This is a genomic window from Parabacteroides johnsonii DSM 18315, from assembly GCF_025151045.1.
GTDB lineage: Bacteria > Bacteroidota > Bacteroidia > Bacteroidales > Tannerellaceae > Parabacteroides > Parabacteroides johnsonii.
This window is the reverse complement of sequence record NZ_CP102285.1, coordinates 327,887-345,909: the sequence shown is the minus strand read 5'-3', so window position 1 is coordinate 345,909 and position 18,023 is coordinate 327,887. Positions and strand designations below refer to the sequence as shown.

General features: G+C 38.7%; 14 protein-coding genes. 12 read left to right on the top strand and 2 right to left on the bottom strand.

Features of this window, described 5'->3' with window-relative positions; translation table 11 throughout:
• Positions 1–11 precede the first annotated feature (11 nt).
• From NQ564_RS01620 to NQ564_RS01600, 5 genes are all read left to right on the top strand, one after another.
• The gene (locus NQ564_RS01620) at positions 12–1,379 is read left to right on the top strand and encodes a DUF3987 domain-containing protein (protein WP_008151757.1); all 1,368 of its coding nucleotides are present in this window, start codon (positions 12–14) and stop codon (positions 1,377–1,379) included.
• Positions 1,380–1,462: 83 nt separating this feature from the next.
• Positions 1,463–2,536, top strand: coding sequence for a DUF6371 domain-containing protein (locus NQ564_RS01615; protein WP_039848329.1), 1,074 nt, complete (start codon positions 1,463–1,465; stop codon positions 2,534–2,536).
• A 139-nt stretch (positions 2,537–2,675) separates the two neighbouring features.
• Positions 2,676–2,984, top strand: a complete 309-nt coding sequence (locus tag NQ564_RS01610; RefSeq protein WP_008151762.1) for a MobC family plasmid mobilization relaxosome protein — start codon at positions 2,676–2,678, stop codon at positions 2,982–2,984.
• Positions 2,974–3,912 carry a relaxase/mobilization nuclease domain-containing protein gene (locus tag NQ564_RS01605; RefSeq protein ID WP_008151763.1) on the top strand — a complete coding sequence of 313 codons (939 nt, stop codon included), beginning with the start codon at positions 2,974–2,976 and terminating at the stop codon, positions 3,910–3,912. Before NQ564_RS01610 ends, NQ564_RS01605 begins: the two co-directional genes overlap by 11 nt.
• 35 nt (positions 3,913–3,947) lie before the next feature.
• Positions 3,948–4,352 (top strand): hypothetical protein, encoded by a 405-nt coding sequence (locus NQ564_RS01600; RefSeq protein ID WP_008151765.1) that lies wholly within the window; start codon positions 3,948–3,950, stop codon positions 4,350–4,352.
• Between the two features lie 58 nt (positions 4,353–4,410).
• Here NQ564_RS01600 and NQ564_RS01595 read toward each other — a convergent pair whose 3' ends face one another.
• Positions 4,411–6,243 carry a UvrD-helicase domain-containing protein gene (locus NQ564_RS01595; RefSeq protein ID WP_008151767.1) on the bottom strand — a complete coding sequence of 611 codons (1,833 nt, stop codon included), beginning with the start codon at positions 6,241–6,243 and terminating at the stop codon, positions 4,411–4,413.
• Position 6,244: 1 nt separating this feature from the next.
• Positions 6,245–8,482: an ATP-dependent nuclease gene (locus NQ564_RS01590; protein ID WP_122131918.1), complete on the bottom strand. Its 2,238-nt coding sequence runs from the start codon at positions 8,480–8,482 to the stop codon at positions 6,245–6,247.
• Positions 8,483–8,694: 212 nt separating this feature from the next.
• Between NQ564_RS01590 and NQ564_RS01585 the strand changes: the two genes are divergently transcribed.
• From NQ564_RS01585 to NQ564_RS01555, 7 genes are read left to right on the top strand one after another with little or no spacing between them, the layout of a single operon-like run.
• The gene (locus NQ564_RS01585; protein WP_005646253.1) at positions 8,695–8,937 is read left to right on the top strand and encodes a helix-turn-helix transcriptional regulator; all 243 of its coding nucleotides are present in this window, start codon (positions 8,695–8,697) and stop codon (positions 8,935–8,937) included.
• 14 nt (positions 8,938–8,951) lie between these two features.
• Positions 8,952–10,763 (top strand): site-specific DNA-methyltransferase, encoded by a 1,812-nt coding sequence (locus tag NQ564_RS01580; RefSeq protein WP_008151774.1) that lies wholly within the window; start codon positions 8,952–8,954, stop codon positions 10,761–10,763.
• Positions 10,760–11,845: a virulence RhuM family protein gene (locus NQ564_RS01575; protein WP_007855535.1), complete on the top strand. Its 1,086-nt coding sequence runs from the start codon at positions 10,760–10,762 to the stop codon at positions 11,843–11,845. The genes NQ564_RS01580 and NQ564_RS01575 overlap by 4 nt, the downstream gene beginning before the upstream one ends.
• A complete protein-coding gene (locus NQ564_RS01570; RefSeq protein WP_008151777.1) occupies positions 11,842–14,187 on the top strand; it encodes a DEAD/DEAH box helicase in 2,346 nt (781 codons plus the stop codon). Before NQ564_RS01575 ends, NQ564_RS01570 begins: the two co-directional genes overlap by 4 nt.
• Positions 14,188–14,192: 5 nt before the next feature.
• Positions 14,193–14,411: a DNA modification system-associated small protein gene (locus NQ564_RS01565; RefSeq protein ID WP_005646242.1), complete on the top strand. Its 219-nt coding sequence runs from the start codon at positions 14,193–14,195 to the stop codon at positions 14,409–14,411.
• Between the two features lie 8 nt (positions 14,412–14,419).
• Entirely contained in the window at positions 14,420–16,420 is a 2,001-nt protein-coding gene (locus NQ564_RS01560; RefSeq protein WP_008151779.1) for an AAA family ATPase, read from the top strand.
• Between the two features lie 5 nt (positions 16,421–16,425).
• Positions 16,426–18,012: an ATP-binding protein gene (locus tag NQ564_RS01555; protein WP_008151781.1), complete on the top strand. Its 1,587-nt coding sequence runs from the start codon at positions 16,426–16,428 to the stop codon at positions 18,010–18,012.
• Positions 18,013–18,023 lie beyond the last annotated feature (11 nt).

Genomic DNA, 18,023 nt, shown 5'->3' with positions numbered 1-18,023 from the left:
TCTGCACGGCTATGGAAACTTCCAAATTAACAGCAGAAGGTATCATCGGAGAGGCTGTGCGCATCGGAGCCAAGATGTCCGGTGGTGAGTTCCCGATAGAAATCTTTCCTATCAGGATTCAGCGCATCATCAGCAGTTTACACGATTGTCAGGGCTATCCCGTGGATTATGTCGCCGCAGCTATCCTTGCGGCCATTGCCGTGGGGATTGGCAACTCCCATTTGGTACAGGTGAAGCGCAACTGGCTGGAAAGTCCCATTCTGTACATGGCACTGATTGGTCGCCCCGGGGCCAATAAGAGTCATCCGCTGAGCTTCGCTTTCCAACCGTTCATTGAGCACGACTATTGTCAGAATCAGGAGTATCAGAAGCTGTATGCCGAGTATGAACGCACTATGTCCATGAGCAAAAAGGAACGCATGGAAGCCGGTTTGGATGAGTTTCCGCAAGCTCCCGTGCGCAGACGCTTTCTTGTTTCGGATATCACTCCTGAAGGATTGAGCCTGATACATGCCCAGAATCCCAGAGGACTCTGCCTTTGGTCGGACGAGCTGTCGGCCTGGTTCAAGAATTTCAACCGTTACAACAACGGTTCGGAAGAACAGTTCTGGCTTTCGGTGTTCAATGCCAAGCCTACGATTTCCGACCGCAAGAGTACGCAAAGTTCCATTTTTATCAGACGTCCCTATATCTCTGTTATCGGTACCATCCAAAAGAAGATTCTGGGCGAACTGGTCAAGGGCGAGCGTTCGAGTAACGGATTTATCGACCGTATTCTTTTCGTGATGCCTGAATCTGTCTTGAAAAGCAGATGGAACGACCGGGAAACTCCTGAAGAACTGGAAATCCAGTGGCAACAGATTATCGACAAGCTGATTGCACAGGATTGTCCGCATGACGAGAATAATGAGTTGCAGCCTCAATGCCTGCCATTCGATGAAAATGCCAAGCAACGGCTTTACGGTTGGCAGCATGAAAATGCCCGCCAATGTGATATGGAAACCAACGATGCTTTGGTCGGTATTTACTGCAAACTGGAAATCTACATTATCCGGTTTTGTTTGATTATCCAGCTTGCCCGATGGACTTGCGGAGAGTGCGATAAGACTACGATTGACCTTGAAAGCGTGAACCGTGCCATCCTGCTGACTGAGTATTTTCGGACAACAGCCGTAAAAGTACAGACTGCCGTCAGCCAAGAACAGTTGAGCGAATTGCACCGCAACATCTACCTGAACCTGCCTCAGAGGTTTACAACGGCAGAAGGTATCGGCATTGCTGAAAGCTACGGGATGAAGGAGCATGCTTTCAAGATGTTTCTAAAACGCCACATCGGAACATTATTCAGAAAAGAGAATCATGGAGAATACAGTAAATAAACCTGTTACTATGCACATTTTCGCAACCGAGGGGTTTGTGAAGTTGCGAAAATGTGCATAGTAACATCCAACCAGAAAGAAAAATGAACTACAGATTTACATTAGAACCATACAAAGGTGTCAGCACCCGGCATACATGCCCGAACTGCCACCGCAAAAGTTGTTTTGCCAAATACATTGATACGGAAAAGCAAATCAGTTTTCCCAATTATGTAGGGCGATGCAACCATGAACAGAAGTGTGGCTACAACTATACGCCCAAAATGTACTTTGACGAAAACCCGATTGCCAAAGAACGATTGAGCGAAAAGTTTGTACCGGTGTCAAAGCCCCGCATCAGTCTGCCTCCTGAACCTTCATTCATTGAGCCGAAAATCATGAGGCAGTCCCTGAAGCTGTATCACACGAACAAGCTGTTTCAATTCCTGAGTTTGCATTTCGGACAGGAGGCTACCAAAGAACTGATGTTGCGCTACCATGTAGGAACCTCGAAGCATTGGCCGGGAGCTACAGTCTTCTGGCAGGTGGATATTTCCGGACGGGTACGCACCGGAAAAGTGATGCTCTACAATCCTGAAAACGGGAGACGGATTAAAGAGCCGCACAACTACATTACGTGGGTACATTCCCTTTTGAAGAAAGAGAATTTCAACCTCCGGCAATGCCTGTTTGGTGAGCATCTTTTGTCCTCTGACCAGCAACGTCCGGTAGCCCTTGTGGAGAGTGAGAAAAGTGCCTTGATATCCAGCTTCTATCTGCCGCAATACCTTTGGATTGCTTCAGGCGGAAAGAATGGAGCGTTCAATCGGGATGCCATGAGTGTATTGAGAAATCGCCGTGTCCTGCTCTTCCCCGATCTGGGGGCGACCGACTATTGGAACAGCAAAATGGAGATGATCCGGAGCCTGGGAATAGAGGTCTCTCTCTTCGATTTTATGGAAAGAAACGCAACAAAAGAAGAACGTGATGCAGGTTATGACATCGCCGATTTTCTGCTGAGAGAAGAGACAAAGGACGCAATTTTCAATCGTCTTATCACGTTGAATCCGGCCTTGAAAACGCTGATCGAGACTTTCGATTTACAGCTTGTCAATGTGGAGAAAGCACCGCTTTCAGCAACGGTCCAAAGTACCCGGAAAGGACTTTTCAAACGATGACTTTCAGATGTCTGATTCACTTCTTTTTCACTGGAGCAAGTTTATGCCGGTGTATTACATTTCCCGGCCACTTGCTCACTTCAAAAGAAGGTGAGACAGCTCCCGATGGTCACAATTATTAATCTCAAAAGCAAATATTATGGACAAGAAAAATACAGTTACAATCCGTCTTACAGACGAACAATTCGGCTGGCTCAGAGCACTCAGCCGACGCAGTAAACGCAGTCAAAGCGAAGTAGTGCGTTCACTCATCGAACACGGTACGGTGCGCGAACGAATTACGAGAGAAAATCTTGACATTATCCGAAAACTGATTGGAGAAAGCACAAACCTGAACCAGCTTGCCAAACGAGCCAACGCTTACGGTTTTTATCGTGTGGCCGATGAATGCCGGACAGTCACCCAGCAGATTTCACAACTCATAAAACAGCTCAAGGATGATAGGTAAAATTGTAAAGGGCACGTCGTTTTCCGGATGCGTAAACTATGTGCTGAAAGAAGATAAATCGCGCCTGCTGAAAGCGGTTGGTGTCTACGGCTCGCCCGAAGAAATAGCGGAGCAATTCGAGTTGCAGACTTTACTGAACGACAAGGTCAAGAACACGGTCGGTCATATATCATTGAGCTTCTCCGCAGAAGACGGAGACCGTATCCGTGACGATGATGGGCTGATGCTGAAGATCGCCCACGACTATATGAAACTGATGGGAATTGAGAACACGCAGTTCATCATCGCCCGACATACCGACCGTGACCATCCGCATTGTCACATCGTTTACAACCGGGTGGATAATGACGGCCGCACCATCAGCGACAAGAACGACCGTTACCGGAACGAAAAGGTCTGCAAGATGCTGACAGCCCGTTACCGTTTGCATTTTGCCGAAGGAAAAGAGCATGTCAATTTCATGCGGTTGCGTCGTTACGACAAGGTAAAGTACTTTATCTATCATGCCTTGAAACGAGAAGTTCCGAACGCACGAAGCTGGAGTGAACTGCGACTGGCCTTACGGAAGTACGGAATTGATACGCAATGGAAGCAAAGTCGCACGACCGGAGAGATGCAAGGTGTCAAGTTCACATGTGACCAACTGACCTTTAGCGGTTCCAAGATTGACCGCCAGTTCAGTTTCCTGAACATCGACCAGGAGCTGAGATATAACGCTCTTTCTGCTACCATGAACCAGCGTCAGGCACAGGCAGAAACCATACGCGAGGAACCTCGTCATGAATACCAGCAGGAGAATCATTCCAGCATCAGTGTGGGATTGTTCACGCCCTCTCCTACGGATTATGATACGGAGGAAGCGATACAGGCTAACCGGCTTAAAAAGAAGAAAAAGAAACCGAAACGCAAGCGAGGTTTCAGTCTATAATCAATTTTTTATTAACCATCAAAATTCAAATTATTATGAACTATTCCGATTTTATTTACGATTTCAATCTTTATTTGTGTGAGAGATTCGGTTACAGAAACTGTTGTTCCGTTATGCACAATGCCAACGGCATTTGTGTTTCTGTTCATGTAGGCGAAATGGATTTATATATCCGTTTCTGGGAATACAGTTGTGGTGTTGGCAGCATCCCCGACTGGAGCATTATCATTGTACGCAGCAACTTCAAACGAAACCAACAGGAAAATCTGAAAGACCTTGCCCGCTTCTTCAAGGAGTATGCCCCGCGCTATGGTTACAAATACCTCTGCACCGAAGATGATGACTACAAGTATTATCAGACCCTTGGCTTGAAACTTATCCATAAAGGATTTTTCAGACAATATAATTATGGGTTGCCGTTGAAGGAGCTGGAGGTGTAATGTGGATGTCTTTATTAAGGAGAGGATTTTCCTCTCCTTTTTGCGTATCTTTAAAATATTACATAATTGATATTTCGTCAGAGTCAAACCAATCATTTCTAGTAACAGTTTGTTTAATGATTTCTGGATTATCGGTATAAACTGCAATAGCTAATGAATGACGTGCTCGCGTGCATGCAACATAAAACAAGCGCATTGTACGTTCTATCGTTGTTTCTTTTCCCTCTTTTCTATTATTGATATCAGTCGTTGACAGTGGTTCCACTCCAAAAAGTTTATTATAATTAAAGAGAGGCATATTTGATTCTTTTTCGTCTATAATAACTAAAACACGATCAAATTCTAAACCCTTCACACCTTGATGAGTACCAAACATAGAATTTCCATTAATGTAATTATTAAATTTGACTATTTGAATTACAGGTAAATTCATAACTGAGCACCATGCATAAAGCACTTCATCATTTTGCTCTTCTAATGATTCTAATGATACAGACAATGCATCTATCAATAATTGGGGAACATTAAATAAATTAGTCACTACAATATTTTTTAAGAATTCTTTTATAGTGACTCTTCCTAAATCCATCTTTTGTAAACCATCTAATATTTCTTGACATTTAGACAATGTTTCATACGCTTTGTCTGATGGCAAATTCATTAATAATGGAGAATATGATTTTAACAAATTAAGAGCATTTAAATTATCACCTTTTTTTAATGAATCTATTAATGGAAATGATAGTTTGGAAAATATGTCCATATCATCAACCTTACCCTGAAGCAAAGTTTGACTATACTTATCTACATGTCGCATAATACCAAAAAAATCTTCAAAGCCCAACCTTCTTGCGGCCATCATATGCTCAAGGGTAAGTATTTTTACGTTATTGCCTTCCATTGACCATTTATCGTCACCAGTTAATTCCTTCATTGATAGGACTACATTAGCTTCCTTTTCAAATTTATTCATCTCATCGTTGTTCCTGATCAAATAAAGATGAACAAATCCTTCTTCAGCATTTTCTCTAGGATTCTGCGTAGCATTTTGCTCAATAGATTCACTGATCTTATTTGATAACTTAATTATCCTTTTATCACATCTGTAATTCATAGGCTTAACAGGTGTTTCCCACTCTTTGGGAATGATTGTTGTTATTCTTTCTTCTCCATCAGTATATATACGTTGTTTTTGGTCTCCAATAAATCCCAACGTGAAATTCTCACCTCCAAAATTTCTTTCTAATTCAAAAAAGGCTTGTACTAGTTCTTTTTTAGTATCTTGACTTTCATCTATCAGGAGAAATGGATATTGCTGGGCTATAATTTTTTGAAGCAATTTATTCTCTACAATCATTTTAGCTCCTATTTTAATCACTTCTGCATGACTAAGAGCATTATATTCAAAATTATTTCCATTGGGATTATATATAAATTTATGTACTGTTTCAATTTTAGCAATGCTTTTGATAACCTTATCAAATTTGCCCACATTATTTAAATAGGTCTTACCATCTTTTTTCCTAGCCTTATTTATTTTCTCTTCTAATTCAGCCTTTTCTTCTTCTTTAAATCTTAAATAATACTTTTTAATATCGGATTGATACGATTGAATTACATTCCAAACAAAGCTATGAATTGTAGAGACATGAAAAAGTGGACTGTAATTTAAGCGTGAAATTATTTCATCTGTGGCAGCATTTGTGTATGTAATAACGGCCACATGTCTATTTTCTATTTTGAACTTTTGCCCCCACTTATCTCGTATCTTATTTAAAAGTACAACAAGCGAATGAGTCTTTCCAGAGCCTGCACCTGCAAAAAGAAAGAAACTTTTACGACTTCCTTTTGTGATACACTCTTCCAATATATTATCAACAGATTTATTCATCCTATTTACGAATTTTATTGTTTAAGCATTTCTGTAACCATATTAATCCCTCTTTAATATAAGAAGGCGCCTGTATCTTATCGAATTGTTCCGTACAGAGTATATCCGTAGCAAAAGAAGCCTTTACATTTTTTCGTTTTTCCAAACAAGAAAACATCTTTTCATGAAAATCTTCTAAAGAAATAGCTTTTTTGAGATAATTATAAAAGGTCGTTATTACTCCCATTTTTGCCATTTTTTCATCACTCTGGAATAGCTTTATATTAGTAAAAACCAATGAATCTTCAAAAGTATACGGGTGTACTTCATATAATTCATCTTCCTTCTTTTGATCTGTCCAATTTACTGATATTGGTGTCTGGTATGATATGCAAATATTGCCTCTCTGCTTATTTGGGAAAGGTAATTCTAACAACATATCAATGGATTCTATTTTAAGCCAGTGTTTTATTGTATCATTATTAGTTATTTGCTTTTTATTTTTTTGAGGTATTGCAGATTTCCATTTTAATTCTCCTTTTTCCAACCGTCCCTCCTGTGCATCTATATCTGTAATAATTAATGTTGGTATACCTAATTTCTGAGTTAAAGAATCAAATCTATGAGCATGACTTCCATTTATTTCTATGACAGAGATATAGAAATTATCCATATTCTCATCACGAATAAATTTAGGCATAAGAATTCTTTCTGCAGCCCCTTCTACAAGAATTATTGCATCTGCAAAGAAAATGTCACAATGAGTTAATCTTATATATCTGGTAACAAACCTTTTAGTATCATTATCATCTCCAAATGTACGAGAAAGATTAACAACCTCTGATACTGGAATTTTTATGTTATCATCAATAATTCTTTTGAAATATCTAAGATGACACATATCAACTTCGTTTACAATATGATTTGAATGGGTTGAAACAACTAATTGAGTCGTCAAATCTTTATTGTTTCTAAGTATTTCATTAGTACTATCATTCGTCAGGGCATCCATAGCCTTACGAATAAAAACTTGCTGTGCCTGTGCGTGCAAATGAGCTTCAGGTTCTTCAATAAAAACAAGATGAATAGGTTCAATATGATTTATACCAGCTTTATCTATTCTATCTAAATTAGTCCATTGCTCACGGAACTGAACCATTTTTAAATAGATAGAGATAAGATTACGCAACCCTAAACCGTTATATTTTTCTGGCAGGGATAATTCTGCATCACCTTGAACTGTAAATTGAACAGAAGATTCATGTGTTATTGAATCAACAATATTAACATGACTTTTTACATGAATTTCCGGATTCTGAAAGCCTGGATAATTTATATTATTAAGTTCTGCAATAGGAGCCTTGAAACTTCTATCTAACTTTTCATCATAGGTTTCTGTAGCCCTTTTCATCTCTCCAAGCAATTTTAAATCATCTAAATCAATTTGTGTTTCATCTTCAAAATTAGATTTATAATATGATTGCAACTGTCTTGATAAAGTATCAATATCATTATCATTTCTACCTTCTGGATCTGAAAATTCACGGAATGCTTCAATACTATCAATCTTTATTAGGCTAACTAAAGGATTATTTTCTAGAGAAATTGATGGAGTCGCTTGAACATTACAGTCTGGATTTTCATAATCAATATTTTGCGAATCTAAAACATAGTATTTTATTTCAAAATACTTATTTAAATTGCCTCTACGATTTAAAAAATCCCACATGTTTTGAGGAAATAAATCTACGTTATTTGCGTCTTTGTATTGAGGACTTTCCTTTATTTCCTTAACTTTCAAAGAGGCTGTTCGAAAATCAGCATATAGTTTTTTTATATCTTTGGGTTCGAACCGTAATCTTACACCAACTAAATCTTTCTTCCACTCTAATGAAGGAATTAATTTATAAACCATGTATGCCTCTCTTTCGTCTACATTAATCCATAAATCCAAAGAAGGGACATGATTATCCCATTGTTCTGGTGAAAGAAGGGATGCAAGGAGTTCTTCTCTATTTTCCATTTCATCATTAACGGCAAGCCAACTATTGGCAAGTTCGTTGATATCTCTCCAATTCGTCAATGTAAATTCACGAGTCGTAAAACGATTTTGATCCTTTAAAAACCAAATTATAGCACTCATAGCAGATGTCTTACCACTATTATTAGCTCCAACGAAGATTGTTTGATCTTTATTAAAATCAATACGACAATTTTTTAGTTTTCTAAAGTTTCGTATATGGATATGATCTATTCTCATTATAGCTTAAATTTTAATTTTTAATCAAAACTTACTTAAGTTTCTGTCTTATATGCAAATGTAATGATATTCAACTATACTAAAGAATAAATTTCCTATATAATTTGGCATAATATTGAACTAATTCGCAATTTATATTGCAAATAGTCCTATTGAAATGATGAAAAATAGATAGGCTTTCTTATCTTTGCATGGAACGAAAGAAAATCCTTATGGAAAAAGAAAAAGACATAAACCGCATCAAGGTTGTTCTTGTGGAGAAGAAGCGGACCAACAAATGGTTGGCCGAACAATTGGGCAAGGACCCTGCCACGGTATCAAAGTGGTGTACAAACACATCACAACCCGGACTAGAAACACTGTTGGAGATAGCACGTGTTCTGGATGTAGATATTAAAGAACTGCTGAACTCTACACGCGACGATGTTCAGTTAGTCAGAATTCAAAAACAGTAAAGCCAAGTAATGTTATGAACAGTAATGATAGAGCCAATCTTATAAAACGTATCAACACTTTAGAAGGACTGACCGATAAGGAACGTAGTGCCCTGTTAGGTTTGCTACGAGAGAATAAAACTTATGGTCTGGTATGGGAAGATAAGCCAGAGGACGTAGAAGAACGTCTTCGCGATGAACTGCCCATCTTGACAGAGGTGCCGGAACGTGCCATAATTAGTAATGATAAAAATGCCCCTAACCATATTCTGATTGAAGGAGATAACTTGGAAGCTCTTGCTACCTTGGCTTATACACATGAAGGGAAAATCGATGTAATCTATATCGATCCTCCATATAATACAGGAAATAAAGATTTTATCTATAACGACAGTTATGTGGATAAAGAAGATTCTTATCGCCATTCTAAGTGGTTGTCGTTTATGAGCCGACGGCTAAAAATAGCAAAGAAGTTGTTGTCTGAACATGGGGTAATTTTTATTTCTATTGATGATAATGAACAGGCACAATTAAAATTACTATGTGATGAGATCTTTAATAACAATTTTGTTGGTATGATTTCTAGAGCAACTGGAACAACAACAGGTCAAGATACAGGAAGTTTAGGTAAAGCTTGTGATTACATATTAGTGTATTCATCAAAAAACAACTATGTTATTAGTGGCATTCCGCTTACAGAAAAAGATCTTGAAAGATATTCATTATCAGATGAAAGAGGCTTCTTTTCGATCTTACAATTAAGAAGAACAGGTGGAGAAGATAGAAGAGAAGATAGGCCTACAATGTTTTTCCCTATTATTGCTCCAGATGGAAGTGAGGTTTTTCCTTATGGGCCTACAGGTTACGAAAGTAGATGGAGAGTAGGACCTAAGAAAGTAGAACAAATGAAGAAAGATAATCTCCTATATTTTAAAAAAGATAAAAATAACGAATGGAAGGTATATTACAAATTTTATTCAGAAAATAAAGTTAAAAGACCATCAAATTTCTGGCAAGATATTGAAGGGAACAAAAAAGCTCAAATAGAACTCAAAAACATCTTAGAGTCAAAAAAATTTGACACACCTAAGCCAACAGATTTAATACGTAAAATACTAGGGCTTGCAAATAGTAGTCACTCAATTATACTTGATTTCTTCGCAGGTAGCGGAACAACTCTCCACGCCACTATGCAACTGAATGTAGAAGATGGAGGCCATCGCCAATGTATTCTTGTTACTAATAATGAAAACAATATCTGTGAAGAAGTTACTTACGAACGAAACAAACGAGTGATCCAAGGTTATACAAACTCAAAAGGCGAAGAGGTAACTGGTTTAACAAAGAATAATCTCCGTTACTATCGTACCGGATTTGTTGGTCGCAACCGCTCTATGCAAAATATGCGAAAACTGGTAAATCTTGCTACAGATATGCTTTGTATCAAAGAAGACCTTTATACGGAACAAAATACCTTTGGAGGTCAGAAAACCTATAAAGGTATCTTCCGCTATTTCGATAATGGGAAAAAACAGATGCTTGTAATTTATCGTGAAGAAGCCATCGATGAGTTGGTTGATATAATCTATGATTTGGATATAACCCAACCAATAAAGGTTTATGTGTTCTCACCCAGTGAAGACCCTTGGGAAGGTTCGTTTGACGACGTCAGCGATAAAGTAGAACTCTGCGCTCTGCCACAAGCTATCTACAATACTTACCGCAGAATTTTGCCCAAGAAAAAGGATGCCGTCGTTATGCCGGAAGATGATGCTCTGGCAACCACTCAAAAAGATAAAGACCTGTTTGATGGAATGTTGAACTTTACAGATGAGGAGGAAGCATGAAAGAGCAGTCAGATAAGAATAAAAAGAAAAAAGAGCAAGTAACTGTACGCAGCAGTGCAGCAGAATACTTGAACTATGTGGCATGCGTGGGAAATGATGAACAGCAAATAGAAATACGCTACGAAGATGAAAACATTTGGCTCACCCAGAAACTGATGGCAGCACTATATGGTGTAGAAGTACATACCATCAATTATCATATCAAAAAGATATTCGCAGATAGTGAATTGCAAGCAGATTCAGTTATTCGAAAATTTCGAATAACTGCTCCGGATGGGAAACAGTATAACACAAATCATTATTCATTGGAAATGATTATTGCTGTTGGTTTCAAGGTTAATTCAGAAAAGGCCGTACAATTCAGAAAATGGGTAAATGGAATAGCCAAAGAGTACACCATTAAAGGGTGGGTTATGGACTCGGAAAGATTGAAGCGCGGAACTTTTCTTACTGATAAATATTTTGATGAACAACTGGAACGTATCCGTGAGATACGCGCCAGTGAACGTTTGTTCTATCAAAAAATAACGGATTTATATGCAACAGCCGTAGACTACGACAAGACAGCATTGGCTACTCGACGTTTTTATGCTACAGTACAGAATAAGATGCACTATGCTGTTCATGGACATACTGCAGCGGAACTCATTGTAGAACGTGCAGATGCCACAAAAGAACACATGGGATTGACTACATGGGCTGATGCTCCTGATGGGAAAATACGGAAAAGCGATGTAGTGATAGCTAAAAATTATTTGTCAGATACAGAAATGGGACAACTTCAACGCATGGTTACTGCCTATCTGGATTTTGCAGAATCAATGACTTTGCGTCACATTCCTCTGACTATGGCCGACTGGGAACAGCGTTTGAACAGTTTTATCAATCTCTTTGAATACGGTCTTCTTAATGATGCCGGACGTGTGACTGCTGAAATTGCACGTTTGCATGCAGAAACGGAATTTGAAAAGTACAGAATCATACAAGATCAGTTATTTTTATCTGATTATGACCGTTTCCTACTGGAAATGAAAGAGATAGAAAAGAAAAACTTAGAGAATAAAAAAGGAAGAAAACAATGAAAAATATACCATACCAACAGAACGCTGTCAATGAACTGACCGATAAAACAATCCGTCTGTTAAACCTCGGTGGCAAACGACACAAAATTGTGTGTGAAGCGCCAACAGGTGCGGGAAAAACGGTCATGACCTGTCAGGCTTTGGCAAATATTACCGACGAATTGAAAGAACGTGGTGACAGCCGTTATCAGGAAGTTGCCTATATTTGGTTTGCACCTCGTAAACTTCACCTGCAAAGTTATGTCAGCTTAAAGAATGCCTTTGGCGAAACACGGAAACTTCGGCCTGTAATGTTTGACGAGATTGACCAGAGTGAAGGCATACAATCTGGAGAAATATTGTTTGTCAACTGGGAAAGTGTGAACAAAGAAAGTAATGTCATGGTACGCGAAAACGAAAGCTTTGCTTCTTTGTATGAAATTGCACGACGGACACAAGAAGAATACGATTTGCCCATTGTTGCCATCATAGACGAGGAACACATGTTTTGGTCAAAAACTGCCGATAAATCGGCAGCAGTGCTGGAACGTATCAATCCGGCTGTGGAACTGCGTATTTCGGCCACTCCCAAGACACTTCATCCTGATGAAAAAGTAAAAGTTTACCGACAGGATGTTATTGCGGCTGAAATGATTAAGAAAGAAGTCGTGCTGAATCCGGATATAGAACTGGATTTCAGTGAAGAACGCACACTGAACGAAAATCTGATTAAGGCGGCATTGGCAAAACGTAATCAGTTGGCTGAGCTTTATCAGGAATTGGGCGTCAAAATCAATCCCCTATTACTTATCCAGCTGCCCAACGATGTGAAGGAAACCATGACTTCGGAAGATCAAGCTATCGCAGAACAGGTGAAAACCTATTTGGAAGCTATATGCGGGATAACCGCCGAAAATGGATTATTGGCCGTATGGCTCGCCAACGAAAAAGAGAATCTCGCCGGACTGGAACGTCCCGATAATATGACGCAAGTATTGCTATTCAAAGAAGCAATTGCTTTGGGTTGGGACTGCCCTCGTGCAGCTGTTCTTTTGATCTTCAGAAAATTGCAAAGCGACCAGTTTACAATACAAACCGTAGGACGTATTCTGAGAATGCCGGAACAGAAACATTATCCGAAAGAACAGCTTAATATCGGTTATGTTTATACCGATATTGCAAAAGATAAAATTCAGATTGTCACAGCCGACTCTGACTATATCCTGAAAAATACAATTACGGCATGCAGACGTGAAAATCTTGAGAATGTGTCTCTACCGGCTTACTATTCAGAACGTCCTAATGTGGAACGAAATTATTTGGGGCCAGACTTCAAGAAAACATTGTATGAAGTAGCAGATGAATTCTGGAAACTGGAAAGAGGTGCCGGCTTGTTTTCTATCGCAGAATTGGCCACCTTAAGAAATGATAATGCTGAATTTACTCCGTTGCCGGAAAGTGATGACGATTTAGTAAATGAAAACAGAAGACGGGTAAAGAATTCAATTCGTTTGGATGTCAAGACAATCAATGTGGAGATTCCGAAAGATGTACACTTCCAGAATGAAGAACAGATATTGAAAGTAGATCAAGTGCGCTTTGCCCGTAAAGCATCTGAAATAGACCGCGTATTTATGGCATATATAAGCGGTAAAGGACATCAATTTGAGAGTAAAGGTAGAGCTGATAAAATAGCCAACTACCTGCTTGAAATGCTTGCTGACTATTTTGGAGTCTTCGATACTGATGCAAAAAAGGTAGTCCTTTATTATGATAACAAACCAAAGTTTGACCGTTTGCTGGACATGGCCTTAGAAACATACGCCCGTAAAAGAGAACATGCGAAAAGAAGATCTGCCGCTGCCAGAGAATTAAAACAATACAACTGGGAAGTTCCGGAAGAAAGAGTCTATGACAGTGAAACCAACCATATTGAGACTGCAAAAAATCATGCTTTGTTGCCATTCGTACAACTTAACGAAGCTTCTAATCCAGAGAAGGAATTTGTGAAATATTTGGAAGAACATTCACAATGGATTGACTGGTGGTATAAGAATGGGGACAAAGGAAAACAACATTATGCCATTGCATACGGAAAATCTTTATTTTACGTTGATTTTGTTATCCGTATGAAGAATGGACATGTATATCTTTTCGATACGAAAAGTGCCGGAAGTGATGTAACTGCTCCGGAGAAACATAATGCCTTGTTGCAATATAGCCAGGAATATTCAACTAAAGATACACCTCTTTATGGAGGAGTTATCATTCAAGATGGAAGTAACTGGCTATATTCCAAACTACCTATTGAGAATACTACTGATTTGTTAAACTGGGATGCTTTTTATCCTGAAAACGCATAAAGATTATGGCTAAAGGTATAGATCCGAAATTTGTTCACTACGGCATCCGCAAAGATGATTTAGCTATGATAGAAGCAATCTGTGAAGCGGAAGGTGTAGATTTTGACTGGTTAAGTGAAGATATTCTGAAGGCCTATCATGCCAAGAAGGTTGACGTGATAGAAATGAGTGATAATGAAACGGAAGACATCATCCGTAATGCAATCCAAAAAATACGTCAATAAATACGATTATGCTGATACAGAGAATTAAAATAAGCAATTATAAGACTTACTTGTCACTTGATCTGGATTTGACAGTCGATGACGATCGCCCTATTATTCTGATTGGCGGTGCAAATGGTGGCGGTAAGACTACTTTATTCGAGGCCATAAGCGGAGCTCTTTATGGTTTGAAAATTGAAAACAAAGAGCATTTCATGGAATTGCTCAATCAGGGAGCCTTAAATACAGCCAAACCTGAGATTTCCTTACAAATAACATTTGTAGGGAAAGTACTCGGCCAGCAACAGAAGTACATATTAAAGCGTGTTTATCAGTTAAATCCGCAAGGCAAGCCATTGGAAAGCGTATCGCTGAACATGAACGGGAACATGTATGTTTACGGTACAATGACTGCTCCCAAAGACCGGGTAAAAGCAGAACAGGAAATCAATAAAATCATCAAAGCTAATCTGCCTCAGGAACTGAGCCAGTATTTCCTGTTTGATGCAATGCAATCGAGTGAATTGCTGAAGAAAAATGTATTTGCCCAAACCATTCGTGATAATTTTGAGAATGTGTTGGGCTTCAAAAAATACCTTCAGTTAAAGCGTGCTGCTGAAAAACTACAGCAAGAATGGGCACAGCAACGTCTTGAAGCAGAAAAAGAAGCACAGGAATATAATGAATTATGCGCACAAAAAGACAAACTGACCGCAGACTTAAATACGTGTATAGCGGAACAAGATACAAAATATAAGTATCTTGCGTCGGTAGAAGTGGAATATAAACGGGCAAAAGACGGTGCCCAAGAAGCATCTGCCCTTAATAAGAAGATACAGGAACTTGCCAGTAAAATTGACGATATTGTAAAACGTGCAGCAACGTATGCTGAGGACTTGAAAGCATTTGTTGATAACATAGAAATTGATTTATTCTTACCTAAATTAGCTTCGAACCTGGCACAAGAAATCAATAATATCCTCCACATAAAGGAACAACTTCAGAAAGAGAATACTGGTGCTTATCCGTTGGAGACATTGAAAGACGTGACAAATAAAATTATAACTTACTTAAAAGATTTGTCACTATGCAGTGAATCTGTGGATGAAGAACAGGTTGTATCTCATATTGTAGCTATCCAAAATAGTACTAATAAAGAAGATCCTTTTGGTTATCTTGACGAAGCGGAAGTAACCGCTTTATCCAACTTGGTAAAAAGAACTGGCTCCAATCAGTTCATTGCACTTGACCGCCAACGCCAGGAACTGGAAATTCAACTTTCCACGTTGGATAACTTACGTTCGCAAAAACAGACCTTGGAACAAACACAGGCCGGTGGTAATGAATATCTAATTCAAAATTATGAAGCCGCTCAAAAACAGATAGAGAAACTGAAAGGTCAGGAAGCGGCTCTGAAAGCAGACATTCAACGTCTTGAGAAACGGATTCATCAGTTTGATGTACAAATCCAGCAAGAACCTGATATTAAATTCGACACTTTGGTCAAGCTTAAACCTCTGTTTGAAAAGATTGCAGACAGTTTGCTGAAGAAGAAAAAAGCCCAGATTGAAAGTGAAATGCAACAGCAACTCAACAAGTTACTGGTTTCATATAAAGGTCATGTAGCCAAAGTTGAGTTGTCCGACAGCATTGAACAATTCAATATAAAACTCTATCATACTGCCGGAAATGAGATTTCATTGAATCAGCTTAATGCTGCATCCAAACAAATCTTCATCCAGGTTTTATTGAAAGTATTGCGAAACCTGGGAGATTATAATCCACCTGTAATGATTGATACAGTAATGGGTGTTCTTGATAATGAAAGTCGTGATGCCTTGATGGAAGAATATTTTCCACAATTGGCAGAACAAACGATTTTGCTTTGTACGACCTCTGAAATCAGAACAGACAGCGACTACATCAAACTGGAACCGTTTATTTCCAAAACCTATACACTTCATCGCAATGTAGAAGCACAGAATACTACGGTTGAAGACGGTTATTTTGGTTTAACTCTTAATCAGTAAAAGAAATGAGCATCATAAATTTTTCAAATACGCGCCAGATGGAAGGATTGTTTGACGCAATCAATCCAATCAAGGAACTGATTGAATCAAAAATCAATCTTTCCAGAACAGCTGATCGGGAGAAACGTATAAACTTGAATCAGAATAAGGTAATGCGTATCTGCTTCATCGTGGGACTAAGTTTGCCTACAAAACGTTCCATAGATGATTATAAGGATATACAGCTATCAGTGTCATCAGCCAGAATCATACCAAGTTTTTTCACGATGCATGATTTAAGTACCTTATATTCAGCATTGTTAAAGCTAAGATATGCAGACTTGAATATTGATTGGACTCAAAACGCTACTCTTTCTCGAATTATCGCAGCAGAAATGCTTCGTGGACGTGACTATCTGATGTCTGACAACAATCTGGATTCCTTCTTATACGCTATGAACAACAAAGTAGCCATAACAAAAGATATTCCAGTGCTGAATCTTCTGATTGGCAACTATGGTGATGAAGAAATGGAAGCGACTTTGGACATAAACAGTCGTTCCATTACCAACTCACAGATTATCATTGCGGGAGCTACAGGATCTGGAAAGACTAATTTGCTGGCTGTTTTGATTCAGCAATTCAGAATGTTATCCACAGAATCACAATATCCCGTGAACTTCCTTTTGTTTGATTACAAAGGAGAGTTCAGCGATATACAGAATAACCATTGGTTATCACTTTTCGATGTGGACCGTTCTTGTATTCTGGATCCATTGACACAGCCATTGCCTTTTACTCCATTTAAGGATTTCACTGGGCGTTCTATCAATGAAATCAATCTGTACTCTACAGAAATGTCTTCTGCTTTATGTTCCATAGACCGAGTAAGTGCGAGTGCCAACATGAACAATCGTCTTAGTGAAGCTATTGTAGAAGCCTATAAATCGACAAATGGCGCCCCTATTTCATTTGAATTAATGCTGAAATGCTATCAATCACGAATGAAAGATGCAAATAATGATGATAGTATTTCTTCTGTTCTGAAGCAATTGGTTAATGCGCATATCTTTGAATCAGAAGATAAAGTTTCTTTGATTGATGACAGCTACATCATCAAGATGGATGGATATCCAAAAGATGGCCCTATAGCCAAAGCTATTGTGTATTTCCTGATGTCTAAACTTAATAACATTTATGAGTTATTGGATAAACAAGCAGTGAATGATGAAGTAGTACAAATACGTCATTTCTCTATTATTGATGAAGCTCACTATATGCTTGACTTTGACAATCGCCCTCTGCGTAATCTAATTGCTGTAGGCCGAAATAAAGGTCTGAGTATTATCCTTGCCACTCAGAACATGAGTAGCTTCAAATCAAAAGGTTTTGATTTTTATGCCAATGCACAATACCCACTTATTATGAAGCAGCAGACTATTGATGATAAGGTCATCAAAGACTTGTTTGGCGTGAGTGGTCAAGAACTTCAAGAAATCAGAACTGCTATAGCCGGACTTCAAAAGGGTGAGCTGATTATAAAAGACCAGATGGCTTTTGCCCTTGGCATGGGGAATAAGTATAAGAAAATTAATGTGACACACTTGATATAAACAATTTAATT

Bases quoted from the DNA above. Each gene is read 5' to 3' on its own strand.
- NQ564_RS01560 (WP_008151779.1), top strand. From the start codon at position 14,420: ATGCTGATACAGAGAATTAAAATAAGCAATTATAAGACTTACTTGTCA.
- NQ564_RS01580 (WP_008151774.1), top strand. From the start codon at position 8,952: ATGAACAGTAATGATAGAGCCAATCTTATAAAACGTATCAACACTTTA.
- NQ564_RS01555 (WP_008151781.1), top strand. From the start codon at position 16,426: ATGAGCATCATAAATTTTTCAAATACGCGCCAGATGGAAGGATTGTTT.
- NQ564_RS01585 (WP_005646253.1), top strand. From the start codon at position 8,695: ATGGAAAAAGAAAAAGACATAAACCGCATCAAGGTTGTTCTTGTGGAG.
- NQ564_RS01565 (WP_005646242.1), top strand. From the start codon at position 14,193: ATGGCTAAAGGTATAGATCCGAAATTTGTTCACTACGGCATCCGCAAA.
- NQ564_RS01605 (WP_008151763.1), top strand. From the start codon at position 2,974: ATGATAGGTAAAATTGTAAAGGGCACGTCGTTTTCCGGATGCGTAAAC.
- NQ564_RS01615 (WP_039848329.1), top strand. From the start codon at position 1,463: ATGAACTACAGATTTACATTAGAACCATACAAAGGTGTCAGCACCCGG.
- NQ564_RS01620 (WP_008151757.1), top strand. From the start codon at position 12: ATGGAAACTTCCAAATTAACAGCAGAAGGTATCATCGGAGAGGCTGTG.
- NQ564_RS01570 (WP_008151777.1), top strand. From the start codon at position 11,842: ATGAAAAATATACCATACCAACAGAACGCTGTCAATGAACTGACCGAT.
- NQ564_RS01590 (WP_122131918.1), bottom strand. From the start codon at position 8,482: ATGAGAATAGATCATATCCATATACGAAACTTTAGAAAACTAAAAAAT.
- NQ564_RS01575 (WP_007855535.1), top strand. From the start codon at position 10,760: ATGAAAGAGCAGTCAGATAAGAATAAAAAGAAAAAAGAGCAAGTAACT.
- NQ564_RS01595 (WP_008151767.1), bottom strand. From the start codon at position 6,243: ATGAATAAATCTGTTGATAATATATTGGAAGAGTGTATCACAAAAGGA.
- NQ564_RS01610 (WP_008151762.1), top strand. From the start codon at position 2,676: ATGGACAAGAAAAATACAGTTACAATCCGTCTTACAGACGAACAATTC.
- NQ564_RS01600 (WP_008151765.1), top strand. From the start codon at position 3,948: ATGAACTATTCCGATTTTATTTACGATTTCAATCTTTATTTGTGTGAG.